The 23,453-nt window shown below is 60.8% G+C and carries 22 protein-coding genes and 2 tRNA genes; 4 read left to right on the top strand and 20 right to left on the bottom strand.

Translation table 11 applies throughout. The annotated features are described in order from the left end of the window. Window positions 1-5: 5 nt before the first annotated feature. The 9 genes from nusA to ftsH form a co-directional block, all read right to left on the bottom strand. A complete protein-coding gene (gene nusA, locus EA798_RS04045) occupies window positions 6-1,487 on the bottom strand; it encodes a transcription termination factor NusA (RefSeq protein WP_015275887.1) in 1,482 nt (493 codons plus the stop codon). A gap of 46 nt (window positions 1,488-1,533) precedes the next feature. Further along, the gene (gene rimP, locus EA798_RS04040) at window positions 1,534-1,992 is read right to left on the bottom strand and encodes a ribosome maturation factor RimP (RefSeq protein ID WP_015275886.1); all 459 of its coding nucleotides are present in this window, start codon (window positions 1,990-1,992) and stop codon (window positions 1,534-1,536) included. A gap of 127 nt (window positions 1,993-2,119) precedes the next feature. Beyond that, window positions 2,120-2,196: transfer RNA gene (locus tag EA798_RS04035), tRNA-Met, on the bottom strand. A gap of 96 nt (window positions 2,197-2,292) precedes the next feature. After that, window positions 2,293-2,378, bottom strand: a tRNA-Leu gene (locus EA798_RS04030). Window positions 2,379-2,385: 7 nt separating this feature from the next. Continuing rightward, complete coding sequence (gene secG, locus EA798_RS04025) at window positions 2,386-2,769, bottom strand: preprotein translocase subunit SecG (RefSeq protein ID WP_106157729.1); 384 nt, start codon at window positions 2,767-2,769, stop codon at window positions 2,386-2,388. Between the two features lie 4 nt (window positions 2,770-2,773). After that, window positions 2,774-3,529, bottom strand: a complete 756-nt coding sequence (gene tpiA / locus EA798_RS04020; RefSeq protein ID WP_122098122.1) for a triose-phosphate isomerase — start codon at window positions 3,527-3,529, stop codon at window positions 2,774-2,776. 65 nt (window positions 3,530-3,594) lie between these two features. Continuing rightward, complete coding sequence (glmM, locus tag EA798_RS04015; RefSeq protein ID WP_122098121.1) at window positions 3,595-4,932, bottom strand: phosphoglucosamine mutase; 1,338 nt, start codon at window positions 4,930-4,932, stop codon at window positions 3,595-3,597. Between the two features lie 10 nt (window positions 4,933-4,942). After that, window positions 4,943-5,794, bottom strand: a complete 852-nt coding sequence (gene folP / locus EA798_RS04010; RefSeq protein WP_122098120.1) for a dihydropteroate synthase — start codon at window positions 5,792-5,794, stop codon at window positions 4,943-4,945. Between the two features lie 165 nt (window positions 5,795-5,959). After that, entirely contained in the window at window positions 5,960-7,870 is a 1,911-nt protein-coding gene (ftsH, locus tag EA798_RS04005; protein ID WP_106157725.1) for an ATP-dependent zinc metalloprotease FtsH, read from the bottom strand. A 542-nt stretch (window positions 7,871-8,412) separates the two neighbouring features. Here ftsH and yhbY point away from each other — a divergent pair. Next, window positions 8,413-8,724, top strand: coding sequence for a ribosome assembly RNA-binding protein YhbY (gene yhbY / locus EA798_RS04000; RefSeq protein WP_122098119.1), 312 nt, complete (start codon window positions 8,413-8,415; stop codon window positions 8,722-8,724). A 33-nt stretch (window positions 8,725-8,757) separates the two neighbouring features. Here yhbY and EA798_RS03995 read toward each other — a convergent pair whose 3' ends face one another. From EA798_RS03995 to grpE, 8 genes are all read right to left on the bottom strand, one after another. Next, complete coding sequence (locus EA798_RS03995) at window positions 8,758-9,189, bottom strand: DUF4149 domain-containing protein (RefSeq protein ID WP_122098118.1); 432 nt, start codon at window positions 9,187-9,189, stop codon at window positions 8,758-8,760. Further along, on the bottom strand, window positions 9,167-9,643 hold the full coding sequence (gene greA / locus EA798_RS03990) for a transcription elongation factor GreA (protein ID WP_015275879.1): 477 nt from the start codon (window positions 9,641-9,643) through the stop codon (window positions 9,167-9,169). The genes EA798_RS03995 and greA overlap by 23 nt, the downstream gene beginning before the upstream one ends. Then, complete coding sequence (gene carB / locus EA798_RS03985) at window positions 9,640-12,861, bottom strand: carbamoyl-phosphate synthase large subunit (RefSeq protein ID WP_122098117.1); 3,222 nt, start codon at window positions 12,859-12,861, stop codon at window positions 9,640-9,642. The genes greA and carB overlap by 4 nt, the downstream gene beginning before the upstream one ends. A 36-nt stretch (window positions 12,862-12,897) precedes the next feature. Continuing rightward, window positions 12,898-14,046, bottom strand: a complete 1,149-nt coding sequence (gene carA / locus EA798_RS03980; RefSeq protein ID WP_122098116.1) for a glutamine-hydrolyzing carbamoyl-phosphate synthase small subunit — start codon at window positions 14,044-14,046, stop codon at window positions 12,898-12,900. A 216-nt stretch (window positions 14,047-14,262) separates the two neighbouring features. Beyond that, window positions 14,263-15,069, bottom strand: a complete 807-nt coding sequence (gene dapB, locus EA798_RS03975) for a 4-hydroxy-tetrahydrodipicolinate reductase (protein WP_106157719.1) — start codon at window positions 15,067-15,069, stop codon at window positions 14,263-14,265. A gap of 76 nt (window positions 15,070-15,145) precedes the next feature. Next, on the bottom strand, window positions 15,146-16,276 hold the full coding sequence (gene dnaJ / locus EA798_RS03970) for a molecular chaperone DnaJ (RefSeq protein WP_106157718.1): 1,131 nt from the start codon (window positions 16,274-16,276) through the stop codon (window positions 15,146-15,148). Between the two features lie 122 nt (window positions 16,277-16,398). Next, window positions 16,399-18,312: a molecular chaperone DnaK gene (dnaK, locus tag EA798_RS03965; RefSeq protein WP_106157717.1), complete on the bottom strand. Its 1,914-nt coding sequence runs from the start codon at window positions 18,310-18,312 to the stop codon at window positions 16,399-16,401. 99 nt (window positions 18,313-18,411) lie between these two features. Then, window positions 18,412-18,981: a nucleotide exchange factor GrpE gene (gene grpE / locus EA798_RS03960; RefSeq protein WP_122098115.1), complete on the bottom strand. Its 570-nt coding sequence runs from the start codon at window positions 18,979-18,981 to the stop codon at window positions 18,412-18,414. Window positions 18,982-19,183: 202 nt separating this feature from the next. Here grpE and recN point away from each other — a divergent pair, with 202 nt between their 5' ends. After that, window positions 19,184-20,857 (top strand): DNA repair protein RecN, encoded by a 1,674-nt coding sequence (gene recN, locus EA798_RS03955; RefSeq protein ID WP_122098114.1) that lies wholly within the window; start codon window positions 19,184-19,186, stop codon window positions 20,855-20,857. A gap of 57 nt (window positions 20,858-20,914) precedes the next feature. Here recN and fur read toward each other — a convergent pair whose 3' ends face one another. Then, window positions 20,915-21,319: a ferric iron uptake transcriptional regulator gene (gene fur / locus EA798_RS03950; RefSeq protein WP_003280866.1), complete on the bottom strand. Its 405-nt coding sequence runs from the start codon at window positions 21,317-21,319 to the stop codon at window positions 20,915-20,917. A 95-nt stretch (window positions 21,320-21,414) separates the two neighbouring features. Between fur and EA798_RS03945 the strand changes: the two genes are divergently transcribed. Then, window positions 21,415-21,930 (top strand): outer membrane protein assembly factor BamE, encoded by a 516-nt coding sequence (locus tag EA798_RS03945; RefSeq protein ID WP_122098113.1) that lies wholly within the window; start codon window positions 21,415-21,417, stop codon window positions 21,928-21,930. A gap of 40 nt (window positions 21,931-21,970) precedes the next feature. Here EA798_RS03945 and EA798_RS03940 read toward each other — a convergent pair whose 3' ends face one another. Next, complete coding sequence (locus EA798_RS03940) at window positions 21,971-22,285, bottom strand: RnfH family protein (RefSeq protein WP_122098112.1); 315 nt, start codon at window positions 22,283-22,285, stop codon at window positions 21,971-21,973. Continuing rightward, window positions 22,278-22,712: a type II toxin-antitoxin system RatA family toxin gene (locus EA798_RS03935; protein ID WP_014819218.1), complete on the bottom strand. Its 435-nt coding sequence runs from the start codon at window positions 22,710-22,712 to the stop codon at window positions 22,278-22,280. The genes EA798_RS03940 and EA798_RS03935 overlap by 8 nt, the downstream gene beginning before the upstream one ends. A gap of 210 nt (window positions 22,713-22,922) precedes the next feature. On the opposite strand from EA798_RS03935, the gene smpB reads away from it, so the two are divergent. After that, complete coding sequence (gene smpB, locus EA798_RS03930; protein WP_003299438.1) at window positions 22,923-23,405, top strand: SsrA-binding protein SmpB; 483 nt, start codon at window positions 22,923-22,925, stop codon at window positions 23,403-23,405. Window positions 23,406-23,453: the final 48 nt, after the last annotated feature.

The raw sequence follows: 23,453 nt of genomic DNA, 5'->3' as shown, positions 1-23,453 counted from the left end.
ATTACTTACTCGAACCAATGGGCTCGGGCGGCCATGATCAGCTTGCCGGCACGCTCTTCATCGATGCCGTCTATGTCGAGCAGATCGTCTATCGACTGCTCGGCCAGGTCTTCGCGGGTGATGACTCCCCGCACGGCCAACTCGACCGCCAGTTCTTTATCCATACCATCGAGTGCCAGCAGATCTTCAGCCGGCTGAGCATCCGCAAGCTTCTCCTCGTTGGCGATGGCCTTGGTCAGCAGGCGATCTTTGGCCCGCGTACGCAGCTCATTGACGATGTCTTCGTCGAAGCCTTCGATGCCAAGCATTTCCTCCATGGGGACATAGGCAATCTCTTCGAGGGAGGTGAAGCCCTCTTCAACCAGCACCTGCGCCAGCTCTTCGTCAACGTCAAGTTCGTCGATGAAGTTACGCAGGATGTCGCCAGTTTCTTCCTGCTGCTTGGCCTGGATGTCCGCTTCGGTCATGACATTGAGCGTCCAACCAGTCAGTTGACTGGCCAGGCGCACGTTCTGACCGCCACGGCCGATCGCTTGCGCCAGGTTGTCTTCGGCGACTGCGATATCCATCGCATGGGCATCTTCGTCGACGATGATCGCCGCAACTTCAGCAGGCGCCATCGCGTTGATGACCAGCTGCGCGGGGTTCTCGTCCCAAAGGACGATATCCACTCGCTCACCACCAATTTCGCCCGAGACTGCCTGTACGCGGGAACCGCGCATACCGATGCAGGCGCCCTGCGGATCGATGCGCTTGTCCTTGGAGCGAACGGCGATCTTTGCCCGCGAGCCCGGGTCACGCGAGGCGCCCATGACTTCGATCAGGCCTTCGGCGATTTCTGGCACTTCGATACGGAACAGCTCGATCAGCATCTGCGGCGCGGTACGCGACAGAATCAGCTGCGGCCCACGATTCTCGGTGCGGATTTCCTTGAGCAGCGCGCGAACACGGGCACCGACGCGGAAGGTCTCACGCGCGATGATGTCTTCTCGGGCAAGCAATGCTTCAGCGTTGTTGCCAAGATCGACGATTACGCTGTCGCGGGTAACTTTTTTGACCGTACCGGAAATGATCTCGCCCAGACGATCGCGGTAGGCTTCTACCACCTGCGCACGTTCGGCCTCGCGGACCTTCTGCACGATCACCTGCTTGGCGGTCTGCGCGGCGATACGCCCGAATTCGATCGACTCGATCTTCTCTTCGAACACATCACCGAGCTTGGCGTCAGGATTGCGTTCCTGAGCCTGATCCAGAGCCAGCTGATGGGCTGGATCATCGAAATGCTCATCATCGACCACGGTCCAGCGACGGAACGTTTCGTAACTGCCGTTCTGGCGATTGATTTCTACACGCAGATCAACTTCGTCTTCGTAACGCTTCTTGGTAGCCGTGGCCAAGGCCAGCTCCAGCGCTTCGAAAATCACACTAGCCGGTACGCCCTTTTCATTGGACACCGACTCCACAACCAGCAGTACTTCTTTGCTCATCGTACGCCTCGCCTTTCGCAATCCATTGGGTCCGCGGGAACCGTTCTCAGTCAAAACGGGGAATGATGTTGGCCTTATCGATCATGTCGATCGGCAGCAGGTATTCATGATCATCGACCAGCACCACGACATCCTGCTCTTCCACCCCACGGAGAAGACCCTGGAAATTGCGCCTGCCCTCGAAGGGCGAGCGCAGCTTTATTTTTACCTGGTCACCGACATGGGCGGTGTACTGCTCAATGGTGAACAGGGGCCGATCCATACCGGGAGAAGAAACCTCAAGGGTGTAGTCCACGCTGATCGGATCTTCCACGTCGAGCACACCACTCAATTGACGGCTAACCTTCTCGCAGTCGTCGATGAGGATGCCGTCGGCATGGTCGATATAGACTCGCAGCAGTGAATGCCGCCCCTGGGAAATGAACTCAATACCCCAGCACTGATAGCCAAGCGCCTCAACCACCGGGGCCAACAAGGCCTGCAACTGTTCTAGCTTGCTCGACATCGAAGTCCCTCGCGCATGCTGTACAAATGAAAAATGGGCGAAACGCCCATCCCTTTGACCGCCTGTAAATGCCGGCGACCTGGCCTCAAGCTAATAAAAAGCCCCTGTACAGGGGCTCTTTATTGACTGGTTGCGGGGGCTGGATTTGAACCAACGACCTTCGGGTTATGAGCCCGACGAGCTACCAGACTGCTCCACCCCGCGTCAAACTGGGCACGAATTATACGACTCGCGCCTAATACAGGTCAACTTAAAACCCTTAAAACACAAGAAAGCCCGCACTAGGCGGGCCTGCTTGTTTGGTACCGAGGAGGGGACTCGAACCCCTACAGCCTATGGCCACTACCACCTCAAGGTAGCGTGTCTACCAATTCCACCACCTCGGCAAAAACCTTATTGCCCTTTTTCTACCTCAGGCAGATCACTAGCAGCATCTGCCGGCTTGCGCTGCTCGAGCACAGGCACATCTTCTACCGCCGGCTTACTGACCGGAACTTCCAGCACAGCCGGATCCGGCAACCCCGCCTGAGACAACTGATCAGCCTGCTGCTTCGCGAAGAACGCCAAACCGAGACTAGTCACGAAAAAAACGCCGGCGAGTATAGCAGTAAGACGACTCAAAAAGGTAGCAGAACCTTGGCTTCCGAAAACAGTTGCCGAAGCACCCGAACCAAAAGAAGCACCAGCATCCGCACCCTTGCCCTGCTGCAGAAGCACCAGCGCAACAACACCTAGAGCAACCAGCAGATGCACCACAATCACGACAGTCTGCAACATCTGATCAGTTCCCCGCGGCGCGACAGATCGCACCAAATTCATTCGCTTTCAGAGAGGCCCCACCAACCAGCCCCCCGTCAATATCCGCCATCGAGAACAGCTCAGCGGCATTGTCCGCCTTGACGCTACCGCCGTACAAAAGCCTAACGCCCTCGGCGACTTGGCGATCTTGACGCGACAGCTGCTCGCGTATGGCAGCATGTACTTCCTGGGCCTGCTCGGGGGTTGCGGTCAAGCCACTACCAATCGCCCATACAGGCTCGTAAGCAATGACCGCCGACTCGAACGCTGCAATACCGTGATCATCCAGCACTTGCGCCAATTGGCGACCGACCACTTCCAGCGTCCTACCAGCCTCACGCTCCTCGAGCGTTTCACCCAAACACAGCACAGGCTTCAAACCTCCTACCTGCGCCGCCAAAAACTTGCGGCTGACCACCTCATCCGTCTCACCCAAAACCAGGCGACGCTCCGAGTGACCAACCAGCACCCACTCACACCCAACCTCAGCAAACTGCTCGGCCGACACTTCACCGGTCAGCGCCCCGAAGCCGTTCTGCGCCGCACAATCCTGGGCGCCAACAGCAACATGCTTGTCATCGACACCACCCAGAACCTGAGCGACATGCAGACAGGAGGGGAACACCGCGATCTCGACACTTACAGGCAACGCCTGCACACGGAGAGACTCGATTAGCTCTGCGACGCTAGCGCGGGTACCGTTCATCTTCCAGTTACCAGCTACCATGGGGCGACGCATGCTTTACCTCATCGGTCAAAGTGGGCGCAGATGTTACTCAACAGAAAAGGCCCTGGCAAGCGCGATTACGCACAAACTTCAGCAACGATCCTGGCGAGCTCTTCTGCCATACCCCGCACCTGACTTTCGTCATCGCCTTCGACCATCACCCGCACCAGCGGCTCGGTCCCCGACTTGCGCAGGAGCACCCTACCTCGCCCCGCCATACGTTCGGTAACACTGTCACAGGCAGCCTGCACGCTCGGATGGGAGATGGGATCCCGATCGCCGGTGAAACGCACATTGATCAACACCTGAGGGCATTTGTGCCACGCCAGCCGCTCCTGGGCGAGCGTTTGCCCGCGCCGACGTAGCGCCAGCACCACCTGCAAAGCCGCAATAATCGCATCACCCGTAGTAGTGTGCTGCGCACAGACGATATGGCCGGAATTCTCGCCACCCAGCGCCCAGCCGCGATCGAGCATCTCCGCAATTACATAGCGATCGCCGACCCTGGCCCGAGTGAACGGGATGTCCCGCGCCTTGAGAGCTAGCTCGAGCCCGAGGTTACTCATCAACGTGCCAACTACACCACCGGACAGCCGATCACGCTCTTGCAGATCGGTTGCGATGATATAAAGCAACTCATCGCCATCCACCACGGCGCCAGTGTGATCGACCATCATCACCCGATCGCCGTCACCATCGAAGGCGATACCAAGGTCCGCACCATGATCGACAACCGCTTTCTGCAGCTGCCCGACATGAGTGGAGCCGACGTCGGCATTGATGTTCAAACCGTCCGGCTGCGCACCTATCACGACCACTTCGGCGCCCAGTTCACGGAACACGCTGGGCGCAACCTTGTAGGTTGCGCCATGCGCGCAGTCGATCACCAGCTTCAACCCGGAGAAGTCGGTGCTGGTCGGCACGCTGCTCTTGCAGAATTCGATATAACGGCCCGCCGCATCGTTGATGCGAGACGCCTTGCCAAGCTGTGCCGACTCGACCACGGTCATCGGCGCATCGATCAACTCCTCGATCATCAGCTCAACTTCATCAGGAAGTTTGGTGCCGCGGCCGGAAAAGAACTTGATTCCGTTATCGTGATGCGGATTGTGCGAGGCACTGATCACGATGCCCGCCTCAGCATGAAAGGTACGCGTCAGATAGGCGACTGCGGGTGTCGGCATTGGTCCCAGCAGCAGTACGTCTGCGCCAGCCGCCGACAAGCCCGCCTGCAATGCTGACTCGAACATGTAGCCCGAGATGCGCGTGTCCTTGCCGATAAGAATCCGGCACTTTCCCTGCTTGCGAAAGGCCATGCCGGCTGCCCATCCCAACTTGAGCATGAAGTCCGGAGTGATCGGAGCCTGCCCGACATGTCCACGGATACCATCGGTGCCGAAATACTTTCTAGTCATGGTGTCTTCCCTATTCCGCCGTCTGCACTGCAGCAATCATTCGAACTACATCAACCGTCTCGGCGACATCGTGAACGCGAACTATTCGAGCGCCCTTGCTCACTGCCAGCGCAGCAAGCGCCAGACTGCCATACAAGCGCTCATCAACCGGACGCCCCAAAACCGCCCCCACCATGCTTTTGCGGGACACGCCGACCAGCAAGGGGCGACCGAGGCGGTGAAGCGCCTCCAGATGCCGAAACAGCACGAGGTTATGGTTCAGCGTCTTGGCAAACCCAAATCCGGGGTCAAGAACTATCCGCTCGTGCGGGATACCAACGCCGACGCAGGCCGCCATTCGCTGTTCGAGAAATGAGCAAACCTCGGCAGTGACGTCTTCGTAACGCGGGTCGACCTGCATATCCCCCGGCTCACCCCGCATGTGCATCAGGCAGACCGGCAAACCGGTGGCAGCAGCTGCATCCAGCGCACCATCGCGCTGCAACGAGCGCACGTCATTGATCAAACCCGCACCCAGACGAGCGCATTCGCGAATGACCGCCGGAGTGGAGGTATCCACCGAAACCACCACGTCCAGTTCGCGAGCGACGACCTCAACGATTGGCGCAACCCGTTCCAATTCCTCGGTCGGAGACACGGCGCGAGCGCCTGGCCGGGTGGACTCACCTCCAACGTCGATCAGCGTAGCTCCGGCAGCAGCCATGGCCTCTGCGTGCCGAAGAGCGGCATCGCGGTCGGCGAAGCGCCCACCATCGGAAAAGGAATCGGGGGTGACATTGAGAATTCCCATCACATGTGGACGGGACAGATCAAGAACTCGGCCGCCACACACCAGCCGAGAGGGAGATAACGAATCGATCATTCACAAGCCTTGAGCGTTCAGGCCGGACCCTCTAAGCGAGCGTCCATCCGACTGCACCACCATGGCACAACGGGGGTGAACAATTTACACCAGAAGGGGCGCCTATGCGCCCCTTCTGGTTACAGCCATTACTTCTGCGAGCGGAAAGCCGCAGGACCAGCGATGTCAGTGCTCGCCAGCCGGCCCGCCAATAGGCGTTTGCGGACGACTGTCATCTGGAACGACCGGCGTGCCGGAAGCTCCCGATCCGCCTTCCCAATCACGCGGCTCACGCGGCGTACGCCCAGCCATGATGTCGTCGATCTGCGGCGCATCGATGGTTTCGTACTTCATCAGTGCCTCAGCCATCATGTCCAGCTTGTCCCGGTTGTCGGTCAGGATCTGTTTGGCCGTGCCATAGCAATGATCGATGATGCTGCGTACCTCCTCATCGATCAGCCTGGCCGTTTCTCCAGAGACGTTGGAGTGCTGGCTGCCGGCGCTACGACCGAGAAAGACCTCGCCTTCCTCTTCGGCATACATCAAAGGCCCGAGCTTCTCCGACAATCCCCACTTGGTGACCATGTTCCGCGCCAACTGCGTGGCACGCATGATGTCGTTCGAGGCACCGGTGGTGACGCCTTCGAAACCCAGCGTCATCTCCTCAGCGATCCGGCCACCGAACAGCGAACATATCTGACTGATCAGCGCGCGCTTCGACAGGCTGTAGCGATCCTCTTCCGGCAGGAACATGGTGACCCCCAGCGCCCGCCCACGGGGGATGATGGAAACCTTGTATACCGGGTCATGCTCAGGCACCACACGACCGACGATGGCGTGACCCGCCTCGTGATAAGCCGTATTGAGCTTTTCCTTCTCGGACATGACCATGGATTTGCGCTCGGCGCCCATCATGATCTTGTCCTTGGCCAGTTCGAACTCGCGCATTTCCACGATGCGCTTGTTGGAGCGCGCAGCGAACAATGATGCCTCGTTCACCAGGTTGGCCAGATCGGCACCGGAGAAGCCTGGCGTACCACGGGCAATCACCGCCGGCTCGACGTTTTCGCCTACCGGCACCTTGCGCATGTGTACCTTGAGAATCTGCTCGCGACCACGAATATCCGGCAGACCGACCACCACCTGCCGATCGAAACGACCGGGGCGCAAGAGTGCCGGGTCCAGAACATCAGGACGGTTGGTTGCAGCGATGACGATGATGCCGTCGTTCATCTCGAAGCCATCCATCTCCACCAGCAGCTGGTTCAGGGTCTGCTCACGCTCATCGTGCCCACCGCCGAGACCGGCTCCACGATGACGGCCGACCGCATCGATCTCGTCGATGAAGATGATGCATGGAGCGTGTTTCTTAGCCTGCTCGAACATATCCCGGACACGGCTCGCACCCACACCGACGAACATCTCGACGAAGTCCGAGCCGGAGATAGTGAAGAACGGCACTTTGGCCTCGCCCGCAATGGCCTTGGCCAGAAGCGTCTTACCCGTACCGGGCGGACCGACCATCAGCACGCCGCGCGGGATACGCCCACCGAGCCGCTGGAATTTGCCCGGGTCGCGCAGAAATTCGACCAGCTCATGGACTTCTTCTTTTGCTTCATCGCAGCCGGCAACGTCAGCAAAAGTGGTCTTGACCTGATCTTCCGAGAGCAGGCGTGCCTTGCTCTTGCCGAAGCTCATCGGTCCACCCTTTCCACCGGCACCGCCCTGCATCTGGCGCATGAAGAACATGAACACGGCGATGATCACGAGAATCGGGAAGCTCGCTACCAGCAACTGAGTCCAGATGCTCTGTTGCTCAGGCTGCTTGCCTTCGATCAGCACATTGTTGTCGAGCAAATCACCAATCAGACCATTGTCCTGAATCGCAGGACGGATGGTTTTGAAGGTATCGCCTTCGCTTCGCTTACCGATGATGACGAAGCCATCGACCGTAACGCGCTCGACGCGCCCTTCCTTGACCTGCTCGAGGAAGTCCGAATAGTTCAGCGTCTGCGGCTCGCTCGGGCTGGAAAAGTTGTTCATCACCGTGACCAGGACGGCGGCGATGATCAGCCACAGAATCAGGTTTTTTGCCATGTCGTTCAAATTAACTACCCTCTGGAGCAAACCCGTTGTCTGCGGGCCGCATGACGGCCGATTGGTTGCTCGGCCTAACTTACTACACAACGTACTGGAACTGGCAGTCGGTCTGTAACCCTATGAAACAGCGTAGCCCTTGTCCTGCGCGGCCGTCCATTCGACTGAAGCCTGTCCGATAGACCGCCAAACCTGGCGTTCTGCACCGCATGCAACGCATCCGCTGCAAAACCACTACCGGAATTGACGCGTACTGCGGTCCGCCTTCACGAATAGGGACCAATGGCTCCGAGTCCTCAGGCACCACAGCACTGAAGTATCCTTACAGCGATATTGGGGCCATGCTGGAAATCACAAGGCCAATGAATGCGCCGTGCACGCCCCGTCTCGCATATGCGCGGCGGCGAAAGCAAACCATACGCTGCACCAGGCAACTTCTGCTGACGCTTGAATGTGCCCGGCCGATGCCTGCGCTGGGCGGCCTTTAACCTGTCGGGTACACTAGCCGCCATTTTCAAGGCTTCTGACGCAAGGGTCGAAATATGCCGCTCACCAACGAGCAAAAGAAACAGTACAAATCCATCGGCCATCACCTGAAGCCGGTTCTGATCGTGGCCGAGAACGGATTGACCGAAGGCGTTCAAGCCGAGCTCGAGCGAGCCCTGAACGATCACGAACTGATCAAGATCCAGTTCCGTATCACCGAGCGCGAGGACCGCCGCGCCCTAATGGAAGAGCTGTGCAAGATCGCGAAGTGCGAGCTGGTGCAGGTAATCGGCAAGATGGCACTGGTGTACCGCAAGAATCCGAAACCGAACAAGCAACTGTCCAACATTCACCGCTTCCAGGCTTGAGATCGCTGCGGCAGGCCGGGCCTGCCGCACACGTCAGAGCTCGCGCCCCGGAGCCGGCTGCAAGACCAGCATCAATCCGCACAGCGCCATGACCAGATAGCTGAAGCTTGCCCAGTAGAGGGATTCGAACCAGCCGGCCTGCATCAGCAATTGGCTGCCCGCAAGCACCACCACCGCCAGCAACAGCTGCCCCCGCACATCGCGCCACAAGCCGCGCAGCCCCGTCACCTGAACCAGCACCAGCGCCTGTAGCGCACTACAGAACGCAGCGAAGCCTACGAGCAAAGGCTTCAGGCTGCCGGCGATTTCCTCGACCAGCAACGGCGCCAGGCCGATACGCCCAAGCGCCGGCAAGACCATGAACTGCAACAGCCACAGGCCGCCAACCCAGAACGTCTGGGTCAGCTGCCATGTAATGATGCCGGCCCGCGCGGGCTGCCGATCAGATATGACGAACCTCGACAATCTCGTACTCGATCAGCCCACTGGGCGTCTTGACGGCCACAACGTCGCCTTCTTCCTTACCGATCAGCGCGCGTGCAATCGGCGAACTGACCGACAGCTTGCCCTGCTTGATATCGGCCTCGTCGTCACCGACGATCTGATAGGTCACCTGCTCGTCAGTCTCGACGTTGGCGATATCCACGGTCGTGCCGAAAATCACTTTGCCGGTGGGCGTGATGTTGGCGATGTCGATGACCTGAGCGTTCTGCAGACGTCCCTCGATGTCGCGGATACGCGCCTCGACCATACCCTGCTGCTCACGCGCAGCGTGATACTCGGCGTTCTCCTTGAGATCGCCCAGCTCGCGCGCCTCGGCGATCGCCTGGGTGATCTGCGGACGCAAAACGGTCTTCAGATGCTTGAGTTCGTCTTCCAGGGCCCGGGCGCCCTGGATGGTCATTGGGAATTTTGTCATGCCTTGATTCCTGCATGGAGATCCTGCAGCCGGCGCACGGTCTTCTCGGGACCAAACTTGAGCGCCTCACAGATCGCCTGACCACCCGCGATGGTGGTGGTGATGCAGATCTTGTGCTGCAGGGCGTTGCGACGAATGGAATAGGAATCCGCGATGGACTGACGCCCCTCGGTGGTGTTGATGACCAAGGTGACCTCGTCATTTTTGATCATGTCGACTACGTGAGGACGGCCTTCGGTCACCTTGTTCACGCGGCGCACCGGCAGCCCTGCGGCCTCGATGATGCGCGCAGTTCCGGCCGTTGCGACGACCTCGAAACCGAGGCCGACCAGATCACGGGCAACCTGTTCGACGTAAGGCTTGTCGTCTTCGCGCACGCTGAGGAACGCGCAGCCTGATGTCGGCAGGATTTCGCTGGCACCCAGCTGAGCCTTGGCGAATGCTTCAGCGAAGCTGTCGCCGACACCCATCACCTCACCGGTGGACTTCATTTCCGGGCCAAGGATGGTATCGACGCCTGGGAACTTGGCGAACGGGAATACCGCCTCCTTGACGCTGTAGTAGGACGGAATGATTTCGCGAGTGAAACCAATTTCCTTGAGGGTCTTGCCCGCCATCACGCGCGCTGCGACCTTGGCCAGCGATTCGCCGATGCACTTGGAGACGAATGGCACGGTACGCGAAGCACGCGGGTTGACCTCAAGCACGTAGATGTCTTCGCCCTGCACAGCCATCTGTACGTTCATCAGGCCGATTACATCGAGCTCCAGTGCCATCTTGCGCACCTGATCGCGAATCTCGTCCTGAATGTGCTGCGGCAGCGAGTAGGCCGGCAACGAACACGCCGAGTCGCCGGAGTGAACACCTGCCTGTTCGATGTGCTGCATGATGCCGCCGATGACAACGTCGGTGCCGTCGCACACGGCGTCGATATCGACCTCGATGGCGCAGTTGAGGAAGTGATCCAGCAGCACCGGGCTGTCGTTGGACACCTGGACTGCTTCACGCATGTAGCGCTTGAGCTCTTCTTCCTCGTAGACGATTTCCATCGCACGGCCGCCCAGCACGTAGGACGGGCGCACCACCAGCGGATAACCGATCGCCTTGGAGGCAGCAATGGCTTCCTCTTCGCTGCGCGCGGTGGCGTTCTGCGGCTGACGCAGATTCAGGCGCTGCACCATCTGCTGGAAACGCTCGCGGTCTTCGGCGCGGTCGATCGCATCCGGACTGGTACCGATGATCGGCACGCCCGCTTCTTCCAGCGCACGGCAGATTTTCAGCGGGGTCTGGCCGCCGTACTGCACGATCACGCCCTTGGGCTGCTCGACGCGGACGATCTCCAGCACGTCTTCCAGGGTTACCGGCTCGAAGTACAGGCGATCCGATGTGTCGTAATCGGTGGAGACTGTTTCCGGGTTGCAATTGACCATGATGGTCTCGTACCCGTCTTCACGCATGGCCAGCGCGGCGTGCACACAGCAATAGTCGAACTCGATGCCCTGACCGATACGGTTGGGGCCGCCGCCGAGGATCATGATCTTCTCGCGGCTCGACGGGTTGGCCTCGCACTCTTCCTCGTAGGTCGAGTACATGTAAGCCGTGTCGGTGGCGAACTCGGCGGCGCAGGTGTCGACGCGCTTGTAGACCGGCAGCACCTTGAGCTTGTGGCGGTGGCTGCGCAGGTTCTTCTCGGTGACGCCCAGCAGCTTGGCCAGACGTGCATCGGAGAAACCCTTGCGCTTGAGCTTGTACATCAGATCACGGTCGATGCTGGATAGACCCAGCGTCTTGACGTGCTCCTCGTCCTTGACCAGATCCTCGATCTGCACCAGGAACCACTCGTCAATCCGGGTCAGCTCGAACACCTCGGCAACCGTCTTGCCGGCACGGAAGGCGTCGGCAACGAACCAGATGCGATCGGCGCCCGGCACGGTCAGCTCGCGCTTGAGGGTGCTTTCAGCTTCGGCATCAGCCAGATTCAGCTTCGGATCGAAACCGGTAGCACCAACTTCCAGACCACGCAGCGCTTTCTGCATGGACTCCTGGAAAGTGCGACCGATGGCCATCACCTCACCGACCGACTTCATCTGGGTGGTCAGACGCGCGTCGGCCTTGGGGAATTTCTCGAAGGCGAAGCGCGGGATCTTGGTAACGACGTAATCGATGGCCGGCTCGAACGATGCCGGGGTGCGACCACCGGTGATGTCGTTGGACAGCTCGTCGAGGGTGTAACCCACAGCCAGCTTCGCCGCGATCTTGGCGATCGGGAAGCCCGTGGCCTTGGAAGCCAGTGCCGAGGAACGCGACACCCGCGGGTTCATCTCGATCACCACCATGCGCCCGGTGTTCGGGCAGATGCCGAACTGCACGTTGGAGCCGCCGGTTTCCACGCCGATCTCGCGCAGCACTGCCAAGGAGGCATTACGCAGGATCTGGTATTCCTTGTCGGTCAGGGTCTGCGCAGGGGCGACGGTGATGGAGTCGCCGGTATGCACGCCCATCGGATCGAAGTTTTCGATGGAGCAGACGATGATGCAGTTGTCCTTCTTGTCGCGGACCACCTCCATCTCGTACTCCTTCCAGCCGATCAGCGACTCGTCGATCAGCAGCTCGCTGGTCGGAGACAGATCGAGGCCGCGAGCGCAGATCTCCTCGAACTCTTCACGGTTGTAGGCGATGCCGCCGCCGGTGCCGCCCATGGTGAACGATGGACGGATGATGCAAGGGAAGCCGACCTTGTCGAGGACGCCGTAGGCTTCTTCCATGTTGTGGGCGATGCCGGATACCGGACAGGCCAGCCCGATGTCCTTCATTGCCTTGTCGAAGCGCGAACGATCCTCGGCCTTGTCGATGGTGTCGGCATTGGCGCCAATCATTTCAACGCCGAACTTCGCCAGTACCCCATGCTTTTCCAGGTCCAGCGCACAATTCAGCGCGGTCTGGCCACCCATGGTCGGCAGCAGCGCATCCGGACGCTCCTTCTCGATGATCTTGGCGACGGTGGCCCACTTGATCGGCTCGATGTAGGTGGCATCGGCCATCGACGGGTCGGTCATGATGGTGGCCGGGTTGGAGTTCACCAGGATGACGCGAAAGCCTTCCTCCTTCAGCGCCTTGCAAGCCTGGGCACCGGAGTAATCGAACTCGCAGGCCTGGCCAATGACGATGGGGCCGGCGCCGAGGATGAGGATGCTTTTGATATCTGTACGTTTTGGCATTTTCTTACTCTCGAATCCTTTGGTCAGTCGGCAGGCTTAGCGGCGCTTGGCCATGGCTTCGATGAAACGGTCGAACAGCGGCGCGACGTCGTGCGGGCCAGGACTTGCTTCCGGGTGGCCCTGGAAGCTGAAGGCAGCCTTGTCGGTGCGTTCGATACCCTGCAGAGTACCGTCGAACAGCGACTTGTGCGTCGCGCGCACATTGGCCGGCAGGCTCGCCTCGTCCACGGCAAAGCCATGGTTCTGACTGGTAATCATCACCACACCGGTCTTCAGATCCTGTACCGGATGGTTCGCGCCGTGGTGACCGTTGGGCATCTTCACAGTCTTGGCACCGGAGGCCAGAGCCAGCAGCTGGTGGCCAAGGCAGATACCGAATACCGGGATGTCGGTTTCGAGCACCTGCTGAATCGCCTTGATCGCGTAGTCGCACGGCTCGGGGTCACCCGGGCCGTTGGCCAGGAAGATGCCGTCCGGATTGAGCGCCAGGGCTTCGCTGGCAGGCGTCTGCGCCGGCAGTACGGTGACGCGGCAACCGCGGGCGACCAGCATGCGCAGGATGTTGTACTTCACGCCGTAATCGAAGGCGACGACGTGATAGGGCAGCTCGCTGGCCGGGATCTCGGCATGCGCGTCGTCCTTCAGGCACCAGACGCTGGAGCGCCACTCGTAACGCTCCTTGACGCTGACTTCCTTCGCCAGATCCATGCCCTTGAGGCCGGGAAAGCTGCGCGCCAGCTCCAGCGCTTTCTCTTCGGTCGCGTCAGCACCAGCCAGGATGCAGCCGTTCTGCGCACCCTTCTCGCGCAGGATACGGGTCAGGCGACGGGTGTCGATGCCGGCGATGGCAACGGTGCCGTTGGCCTTGAGGTAGTCAGGCAGGGGTTGCTTGTCGCGCCAGTTGCTGGAGATCAGCGGCAGGTCGCGGATCACCAGGCCGGCGGCCCAGACCTTCCAGGATTCGGCGTCTTCCGGCGTCGTGCCGGTATTGCCAACGTGAGGATAGGTGAGCGTAACGATCTGCTTGGCGTAGGAAGGATCGGTGAGGATTTCCTGATAGCCGGTCATGGCGGTATTGAACACCACCTCACCAATGGTTTGCCCATCGGCGCCGATGGATTCGCCGCGAAAGATGCTGCCATCGGCAAGAGCCAAAATGGCTGGCGTAAGGGCTGGCTTAGTCAAGAGACCTCCCGTAGATCAAGGCTGGAGCAGACGCAGATTGTAAAAAAGCGGGATGACGTGTGAAGGTCATCCCGCTTTTTGTTTGATTCATTTCTGCGCAACTTTTAGTGGACACACTAAAGCGAGTAGCTTACAGAAAACCCTATTTAGGGTCCAGCCATAATGCCCGACAAGCGCACCCGGAAGGAGCACGGCGCTGCCGAGCGGCGCAAAAACTCATTTCAGACCAAGCACATCCTGCATGTCATAAAGCCCGGCGGGCTTCTCATCCAACCAGAGCGCGGCACGCACCGCCCCCTTGGCGAAGGTCATGCGACTGGAGGCCTTGTGGGTAATTTCCACGCGCTCGCCGTCGGCGGCGAACAGCACGGTGTGATCACCCACCACATCGCCGGCACGCACGGTAGCGAAGCCGATGGTTTCGCGCTGACGCGCCCCCGTCTGCCCTTCGCGCCCGTACACCGCAACCTTCTGCAGGTCACGACCCAGCGCCTCGGCGACGACCTCACCCATGCGCAGGGCGGTACCGGAAGGCGCGTCCACCTTGTGCCGGTGATGCGCCTCGATGATCTCGATATCCACGTCGTCGCCCAGCACCCGCGCCGCCGTATCCAGCAGCTTGAGGCACAGATTGACGCCAACACTGAAGTTGGCCGCAAAGACAATCGGGATTTCTCTGGCCGCCGCGGCCAGGCGCTCCTTTTCTTCCGGCGAAAAGCCGGTGGTGCCAATCACCATGGCCTTGCCGGCGCGCCGGCAGACCTCCAGATTCTTCAGGGTCACCGAGGGGTGAGTGAAATCGATCAACACGTCGAACTCGTCGACTGCCCGGGCAAGCTCACCAGTCAGCGGCACCCCCAGGCGTCCGATGGCGGCCAGCTCGCCAGCATCGGCACCGACAAGCGTACTGTCCGGCCGATCGATGGCTGCCGTCAGGCCGGCCGCGCCGCTGGTCTGCTGGACCGCTTCGATCAGGGTCTTACCCATGCGTCCGGCGGCGCCGGTCACTGCAATACGTCGCATCAAATCAGCTCCAGGCTGTGGGTCTCAGACAGCAGGCGAAGGCATGCAGCCTGTCGCCGGCCGCCCGCAGCCCTTGTCATACATCGCCGAAAAAGCGCTTCACACCCTCGAACCACCCGCTGGCCTTGGGTGAATGAGAGGTGTCGCCCTGCAGGGTGCCACGGAATTCCTCGAGCATCTCGCGCTGACGCTTGCTCAGGTTGACCGGTGTTTCGACCACCACGCGACACATCAGGTCGCCCGCTGCACCACCTCGAACGGGCGCAACACCCTTGCCGCGCAGACGGAACTGCTTGCCGGTCTGCGTGCCTTCGGGGATTTTCAGCTTGACGCGACCATCCAGGGTGGGCACTTCCAGCTCACCACCCAGTGCCGCATCGGCAAAGCTGATCGGCACTTCGCAATACAGATGCTTGCCATCGCGCTGGAAGATCGCGTGCTCGCGCACATTGACCACGACATACAGGTCGCCGGCCGGACCACCCTGGGTGCCCGCCTCGCCCTCACCGGACAGACGAATGCGATCGCCGGTATCCACACCCGGCGGCACCTTGACCGAGAGCGTCTTCTGCTCTTCGACGCGCCCCTGCCCATGGCAGCTGCCGCACGGGTCGGAAATCATCTTGCCGCTGCCATGGCAGCGTGGGCAGGTCTGCTGCACCGAGAAGAAACCCTGCTGCATGCGCACCTGACCGATACCACCACAAGTGGTACAGGTCACCGGGCTGGTACCCTTCTTCGCGCCGGAGCCATCGCAGGTCTTGCACTCGACCAGGGTCGGCACACGAATGGTCACCGTAGTGCCACGCACCGCCTCTTCCAGATCGAGCTCGAGCGTGTAGCGCAGATCGCTGCCGCGCTGCGCGCCGCCCCGGCCACCGCCGCGACCACCACTGAAGAAATCGCTGAACACGTCGCCGAAGATGTCGGAGAAGTTCGCCCCACCGTAACCAGCACCGGCTGCGCCAGCACCCATCTGCGGATCGACGCCGGCGTGCCCGTACTGATCGTAGGCAGCACGCTTGCTCGGGTCGGAGAGCACCTCGTAGGCCTCGTTGGCCTCCTTGAAGGCTTCCTCGGCTGCCTTGTCTCCCGGATTGCGGTCCGGGTGATGCTTCATCGCGAGGCGCCGGTAAGCCTTTTTCAGCTCCGCCTCGCTGACGCCGCGCTCGACGCCCAGCACCTCATAAAAATCGCGTTTGGCCATAACTATCCTGAACCCTCAATTTCGTGCCTTCCAGACACGCCGACGCGGGAGCAAGCCCCCGCGCGGCGGTCGGGCCCGCCCGAACGATGTCGGGACGGGCTGGAGCGGAAGCAAGCCAGGGCTTACTTGTTGTCCTTGACCTCTTCGAACTCGGCGTCGACCACGTCGTCACCCGGCTTGCCCTGCTCATCGGCCGGCTGACCTTCGCCCGCCTGAGCCTGCTCGGCGTACATCTTCTGCGCGACCGGAGTGGAGGCCTGGGACACCGCCGCGATCTTCGCTTCGATCTCCGCCTTGTCGTCGCCCTTGATGGCCGCTTCCAGCTCGCCCAGCGCCTTCTCGATCGCAGCCTTGTCGTCATCGCTGGCCTTGTCACCGGCCTCGACAAGCATCTTGCGAGTGGCGTGCACCAGCTGATCGCCCTGGTTACGGGCAGTGGCGAGCTCCTCGAACTTGCGGTCTTCCTCGGCGTTCGCCTCGGCGTCGCGCACCATCTGCTCGATTTCCTCCTCGGACAGACCCGAGTTGGCCTTGATCACGATGGACTGCTGCTTGCCAGTAGCCTTGTCCTTGGCAGACACATGCAGGATGCCGTTGGCGTCGATGTCGAAGGTGACTTCGATCTGCGGCATGCCGCGCGGCGCCGGCGGGATCTCGGCCAGATCGAAGCGACCCAGCGACTTGTTCTGCGCGGCCTGCTTGCGCTCGCCCTGCAGCACGTGAATGGTCACGGCGCTCTGGTTGTCGTCCGCAGTGGAGAACACCTGCGACTTCTTGGTCGGGATGGTGGTGTTCTTCTCGATCAACGGAGTCATCACGCCACCGAGGGTTTCGATACCCAGGGTCAGCGGCGATACGTCGAGCAGCAGCACGTCCTTCACGTCACCCGCCAGGACCGCGCCCTGAATGGCAGCACCCATGGCGACGGCTTCGTCCGGGTTGACGTCCTTGCGCGCTTCCTTGCCGAAGAACTCGGCGACCTTCTGCTGCACCAGCGGCATGCGGGTCTGACCACCAACCAGGATCACGTCGTCGATCCTGGAGACGTCGACACCGGCATCCTTCAACGCGATGCGGCAAGGCTCGATGGTGCGCTGCACCAGGTCCTCGACCAGCGCTTCCAGCTTGGCGCGGGAGATCTTCACGTTCAGGTGCTTAGGACCGGTCGAGTCTGCAGTGATGTACGGCAGGTTGACGTCGGTCTGCTGGCTGGACGACAGCTCGATCTTGGCTTTCTCGGCAGCCTCCTTCAGGCGCTGCATGGCCAGCGGGTCACCCTTGAGGTTCATGCCGGTTTCTTTCTTGAACTCGTCGACGAGGTAGTCGATCAGGCGAATGTCGAAGTCCTCACCCCCGAGGAAGGTGTCCCCGTTGGTAGCCAGTACCTCGAACTGGTGCTCGCCGTCGACTTCGGCAATCTCGATCACCGACACGTCGAAGGTACCGCCACCCAGGTCATAGACGATCACGGTGTGGTCGCCCTTGGCCTTGTCCATGCCGTATGCCAGCGCAGCCGCGGTCGGCTCGTTGATGATGCGCTTGACGTCCAGGCCGGCGATACGACCGGCATCCTTGGTGGCCTGGCGCTGGCTGTCGTTGAAGTAGGCAGGAACGGTGATCACCGCCTCGGTCACCGGCTCACCGAGGTAGTCCTCGGCAGTCTTCTTCATCTTCTTCAGAATCTCAGCGGAGATCTGCGGCGGAGCCATCTTCTGGCCATTCACCTCGACCCAGGCATCGCTGTTGTCAGCCTTGACGATCTTGTAGGGGACCATCTGGATGTCTTTCTGCACGACTTCTTCGTCGAAGCGACGACCGATCAGACGCTTGACCGCGTACAGGGTGTTGTGCGGATTGGTCACTGCCTGGCGCTTGGCCGACTGACCAACCAGGATTTCGCCGTCGTTCGCATACGCGATGATCGATGGCGTGGTGCGGCCGCCTTCGGCGTTCTCAATAACCTTGGCCTTGCCGTTTTCCAGGATCGAGACGCAGGAGTTAGTGGTTCCCAGGTCGATACCGATGATCTTGCCCATTTAATTCGCTCTCCAAATTTCGATTGGTCCGCGCCTGTTTTACCGGCTGCGGGTAACACAAAAACGCTTGGCTACCAGATGGGGGTCGGCAACCGGATTTCAAGCCTTCTCATCGATCGAAGGCGGCACATCGGCGGGCGCCTTGCTGACGACGACCATCGCCGGACGCAGCAGGCGGCCGTTGAGCAGATAACCCTTCTGGAACACCTTGAGCACGCTGCCCGGCTCGACATGGGTGCTCTCTTCCATCGCCATGGCCTGATGATGCTCGGGATTGAAGGGCTCGCCGTGGGGGTCGAGCTGCTCGAGCTGGTGACGCGCGAGGGTATCCAACAGCAGCTTGAGGGTCAGCTCGACACCTTCACGCATCGGCTTGACCGCCTCGTCACCGGGGCTGGACAGTTCAAGACCACGCTCAAGGCTGTCGGCAACCGCCAACAGGTCACCGGCGAACTTCTCCAGCGCGAACTTGTGGGCCTTCTCGATATCCTGCTCGGCGCGCCGACGAATGTTCTGCAGCTCCGCCGCCACGCGCAGGGACTGGTCCTGCGCCGCCGCCAGCTGTTCTTCCAGCGATTGCACGCGTGCAGCCAGGTCCTCGGCTACGTCCGCTTCCGAATGCTCGGGCGTTTCCGGGTTCTGGTTATCCAGGTTCTGCTCGTCGGCCATGAGTCCTCCTCTCTATGCGATCAGCGGGCAGCAAACCCGCGCTTGTGCCGCTATATGGGGGCGGGAAAACCGCCTTCAAGGGCACGAAGCAAAGTGCAGCGCACGAAATGACCAGCGACCGCACATTCATCTACCCGTACTTGTAGGCACAAGGAAAACCACTGTATAAATAGCCAGCCACACAAATATCGGGAGCCCCGCCATGCTGGTTCATCTGTCGGTACACAACTACGCCATCGTCGAGCATCTCGACCTCGAGCTGAAACGCGGCATGAGTGTCATCAGCGGTGAAACCGGCGCCGGCAAATCGATCATGCTCGACGCGCTCGGCCTGACGTTGGGCGATCGTGCCGACAGCAGCGTGGTGCGTACAGGTGCCGACAAAGCCGACATCCTTGCCAGCTTCGATCTGGACGATATTCCCGACGCCCGCGCCTGGCTCGCCGAGCGCGACATGGACAATGACGGCCCATGCATTCTGCGGCGAGTGATCACGGCCGAAGGGCGCTCGCGCGGTTATATCAATGGCACGCCCTGCCCCCAGGGTGATCTCAAGGCGCTGGGCGAGCTTCTCATCGATATTCACGGCCAGCACGAGCATCAGTCGCTGCTGAAGACGGACACCCATCGACGCCTGCTCGATGAGTTCAGCGGCAGCCAGGAACTGGCGCGCCAGGTACAACTTGCTGCACAACGCTGGCGGCAAACCCGCCAGACACTGGAGCGACTGAGCAACAGCGGCGACGAGCAGCGCGCCCGCCATCAGCTGCTCAGCTACCAGCTCGAAGAGCTGGAAAACCTTGCGCTTGGCGAGAGCGAGCTGGAGCAACTGGAGCAGGAGCACAAGAACCTCGCGAACGCGGAGCAACTACTTGGCGCCTGCCGCCAGGTCATGGAGCTGTGCAGCGAAAGCGATGCCGGCAACGTGCTGTCAGCACTGACCAGCAGCCTGCAACGCCTGACGGCCTTCCAGAACCAACCGCAGGCGCTGAGCGAAGCGGTCAACCTGCTGGCCAGCGCGCAGATTCAGGTGGAAGAAGCCATCGGCGAACTCAACCGCTTCGTCGATCATTTCGACGCCGATCCCGAGCGCCAGCAGACGCTGGAGGAGCGCCTGGACACCATCTACACCCTCGCCCGCAAACATCGCATCCAACCTTCCGAGCTGCCTTCACTGCATCTGCAACTGCTGGAAGAGCTCGAAGGACTCAACGCCGACGACGAAGCAGTCGAGCGACTCGGCGAAGAACTGGCGGCATACGCCCGGCACTATGAAGAAAAAGCCGGCGAACTCAGCCGCATGCGTCAGGTCGCGGCAGATCAGCTGGCGAGCGCGGTGGAAGTCGAGGTCCAGCGCCTGGGCATGCCCGGTGGCAGATTCAGCGTGCAGCTCAAGCCCGCTGCTGAGGGTGAGCTGATGCCCTACGGCCTGGAGCAGGTGGAGTTTCTGGTCAGCGCCAACCCGGGCCAGCCACTGCGACCGCTGGCCAAGGTCGCCTCGGGCGGTGAGCTGTCACGCATCAGCCTGGCAATTCAGGTCATCACGGCCCAGACGTCCCGCGTACCGACACTGGTATTCGATGAAGTCGACGTTGGCATCGGTGGCCCCACCGCAGAGATCGTCGGACAACTGCTGCGCCGCCTCGGCGAGCGCGGACAGGTACTGACCGTGACCCACCTGCCGCAGGTCGCCGCCCAAGGCCATCACCACCTGTTCGTGCACAAGGCTCGAGGCGCCGACGAGACTCGCACGGCAGTGACCGAACTGGATCAGGCCGGCCGGGTCGGGGAGATCGCGCGGATGCTCGGCGGCGTCGACCTCACCGAACAATCAATGGCGCATGCCCGGCAGATGGTCACCTCGGCCCAGGCCTGAGCCCGACGGACAGGCACAAAAAAGGCGGCCGCGGCCGCCTTTTTCATGCACAGGAGATCAATCCTTCTTGCGCACGTAGAGCACAAGGTTGTGATCCACCAGCTCGTAACCGTGACGCTTGACGATCTCTTTCTGCAACTTTTCGATCTCGGGATCGAAGAACTCGATGACATCACCACTGTCGACGCAGACCATGTGGTCATGATGCCCGCCGTCGGCAAGCTCGAAGACGGCATGACCACCATCGAAGTTATGCCGAACTACCAGGCCGGCCGCCTCGAACTGGGTCAGCACGCGATAGACCGTCGCCAGACCGACATCCTCACCCGCTTCCATCAACGCCTTGTAGACGTCTTCGGCACTCATGTGACGGCGATCGGTAGTGTCCAGCATCTGCAGGATCTTCACCCGCGGCAGAGTTACCTTGAGCCCAGCTTTACGTAGTTCGCTATTTTCGACCATGGTTGGCTTTCTCGCTGCTGCTGTTTCGCAGCCTCCTTCAATACGGGTATGATCCGGGTTCTTTGCCCAGCCAAGATAGTGGAAGTCACCCACCGATGCAAAACACCAAGCTCATGCTGACCAGCCTCACCCTCGTGGGTCTGTTCGCACTCGCCGGTTGTTCATTTCCCGGGGTTTACAAGGTCGACATTCAACAGGGCAATGTCGTCACGCAGGACATGATAGACCAGTTGCGCCCCGGAATGACCCGCCAGCAGGTGCGGTTTATCATGGGCAATCCGCTGATCACCGACACCTTCCACGCCAACCGCTGGGACTACCTGTACAGCATCCAGCCCGGCGGCAGTCAGCGCCAGCAGGAACGCGTCAGCCTGGTGTTCAACGCGAATGATCAGCTGGCCGGCCTGGCCGGTGACTTCATGCCCGGCGTGAGCCGCGACGAACAGATCCTTGGCCGTCAGCCGCAGGGCACCAGCACGACTCCAGCCGCTGCGCCACGCCAGCCCGAAGAGCGCCCCGCGCCCGGCTCGCTACTGGAACAGATTCAGCGCGAAGTGGACCAGGCCGAACCGGTTCCGGTGCCAATTCCGGAGCCTCTGGAAACCGAATAAACAAACGCCCGGCAAGCCCGGGCGTTTTTGTATCGATCTGTTACGCATCATCGGCCTTGCTCTTCGCAGCCTTCGCTGCCCGCTGCTTGCGCACCTCTTTCGGGTCAGCGATCAGAGGCCGGTAGATCTCGACGCGCTCACCCTCCTCCAGCACCCTTTCCTCGGGCTTGGCCACCGCCTTGCCAAAGATCCCAAGCGGCGCACTCGCCAGATCGAGACCGGGGAAATGCACGTCCAGCCCCGAGCGCAGCGCGGCCTCGCGAACAGTGGTGCCGGCGGGCACGGTCATCTGCAGCAGCTTCTGTTTGTCCGCCAGCGCATAGACCACCTCGACCGCAATCGATGGCTTATCCATAAAGCTGCTTCGCCCGTTCGCAAAAGGCATCGACCAAAGTGTTGGCAGCCTGGTTGAACAGCGGCCCGAGCGTTGCCTTGACCAGCGGCCCGGCGTAATCAAAGGTCAGATCCAGGCTTATCTTGCAGGCCTTCTCGCCCAGCGCCTTGAATTCCCAGATGCCATGAAGATGGCTGAATGGACCTTCCTCAAGCGTCATCTCGATCCGCTTGCCGAACTCCAGCGCGTTACGCGTCATGAAGCGCTGACTCAACCCGGCCTTCGCCACCGTCATGCTGGCGTGCATCTCGGTCTCGCTACTGGAAAGCACCTCGGTCGCAGAACACCAGGGCAGGAACTGAGGATAGCTGGCTACATCGTTGACCATGTCGAACAGCGCCTGCGCGGGGTAAGGCAGCAGCGCGGAACGTTGAATGTGCGTCGTCATGCGGACCTTCTACGTCATCATTTCGTTGCGCGCCGATCCAAAGCACCCGACGCAGCCGGCCCGCAACCGCATAACTCAGGCGTTGAAGAGTCAAGGCGGCAGCAAAGCGCGCACATTGTCGGGGATTAACGGCCGCCCCTCAAGTTTCTGGCGCCGCGGCTGTCGAGGGCTGTCGCCAGCCGCAACGGGACTCCCTATAATGCGCCCCCTATGGCCAAACAGAAGAAACAGTCCCCCGGGACCATCGCGCTGAACAAGAAAGCGCTACACGACTACTTCATCGAACAGAAATTCGAGGCGGGCCTCGTCCTGGCCGGCTGGGAAGTGAAGAGCATGCGTGCCGGCAAGGCACAGCTGGTGGACAGCTACGTCCTGCTCAAGGATGGCGAAGCCTGGCTGATGGGCGCGCACATCACCCCGCTGACCAGCGCCAGCACTCACGTCATCGCCGACCCGACCCGCACCCGCAAGCTGCTGCTGAACAAGCGCGAGCTGGGCAAGCTGTTCGGTGCCGTGCAGCAGAAGGGGTACGCCTGCGTGGCGCTTTCGCTGTACTGGAAGAAGCACATGATCAAGTGCGAGATCGCCCTCGGCAAAGGCAAGAAAGAGTACGACAAGCGCCATACCGAGAAGGAACGCGACTCCGATCGGGAGATCCAGCGCGCCATGCGCACCAAGGGCAAGGACGACTGACCGCCATAGCGCGGCCTGATCAGTCCATGCGGCAATAGCGCGCCGGCA

Source organism: Pseudomonas songnenensis (assembly GCF_003696315.1).
Taxonomy (GTDB): domain Bacteria; phylum Pseudomonadota; class Gammaproteobacteria; order Pseudomonadales; family Pseudomonadaceae; genus Stutzerimonas; species Stutzerimonas songnenensis.
This window is presented reverse-complemented; position numbering and strand designations above follow the sequence as displayed.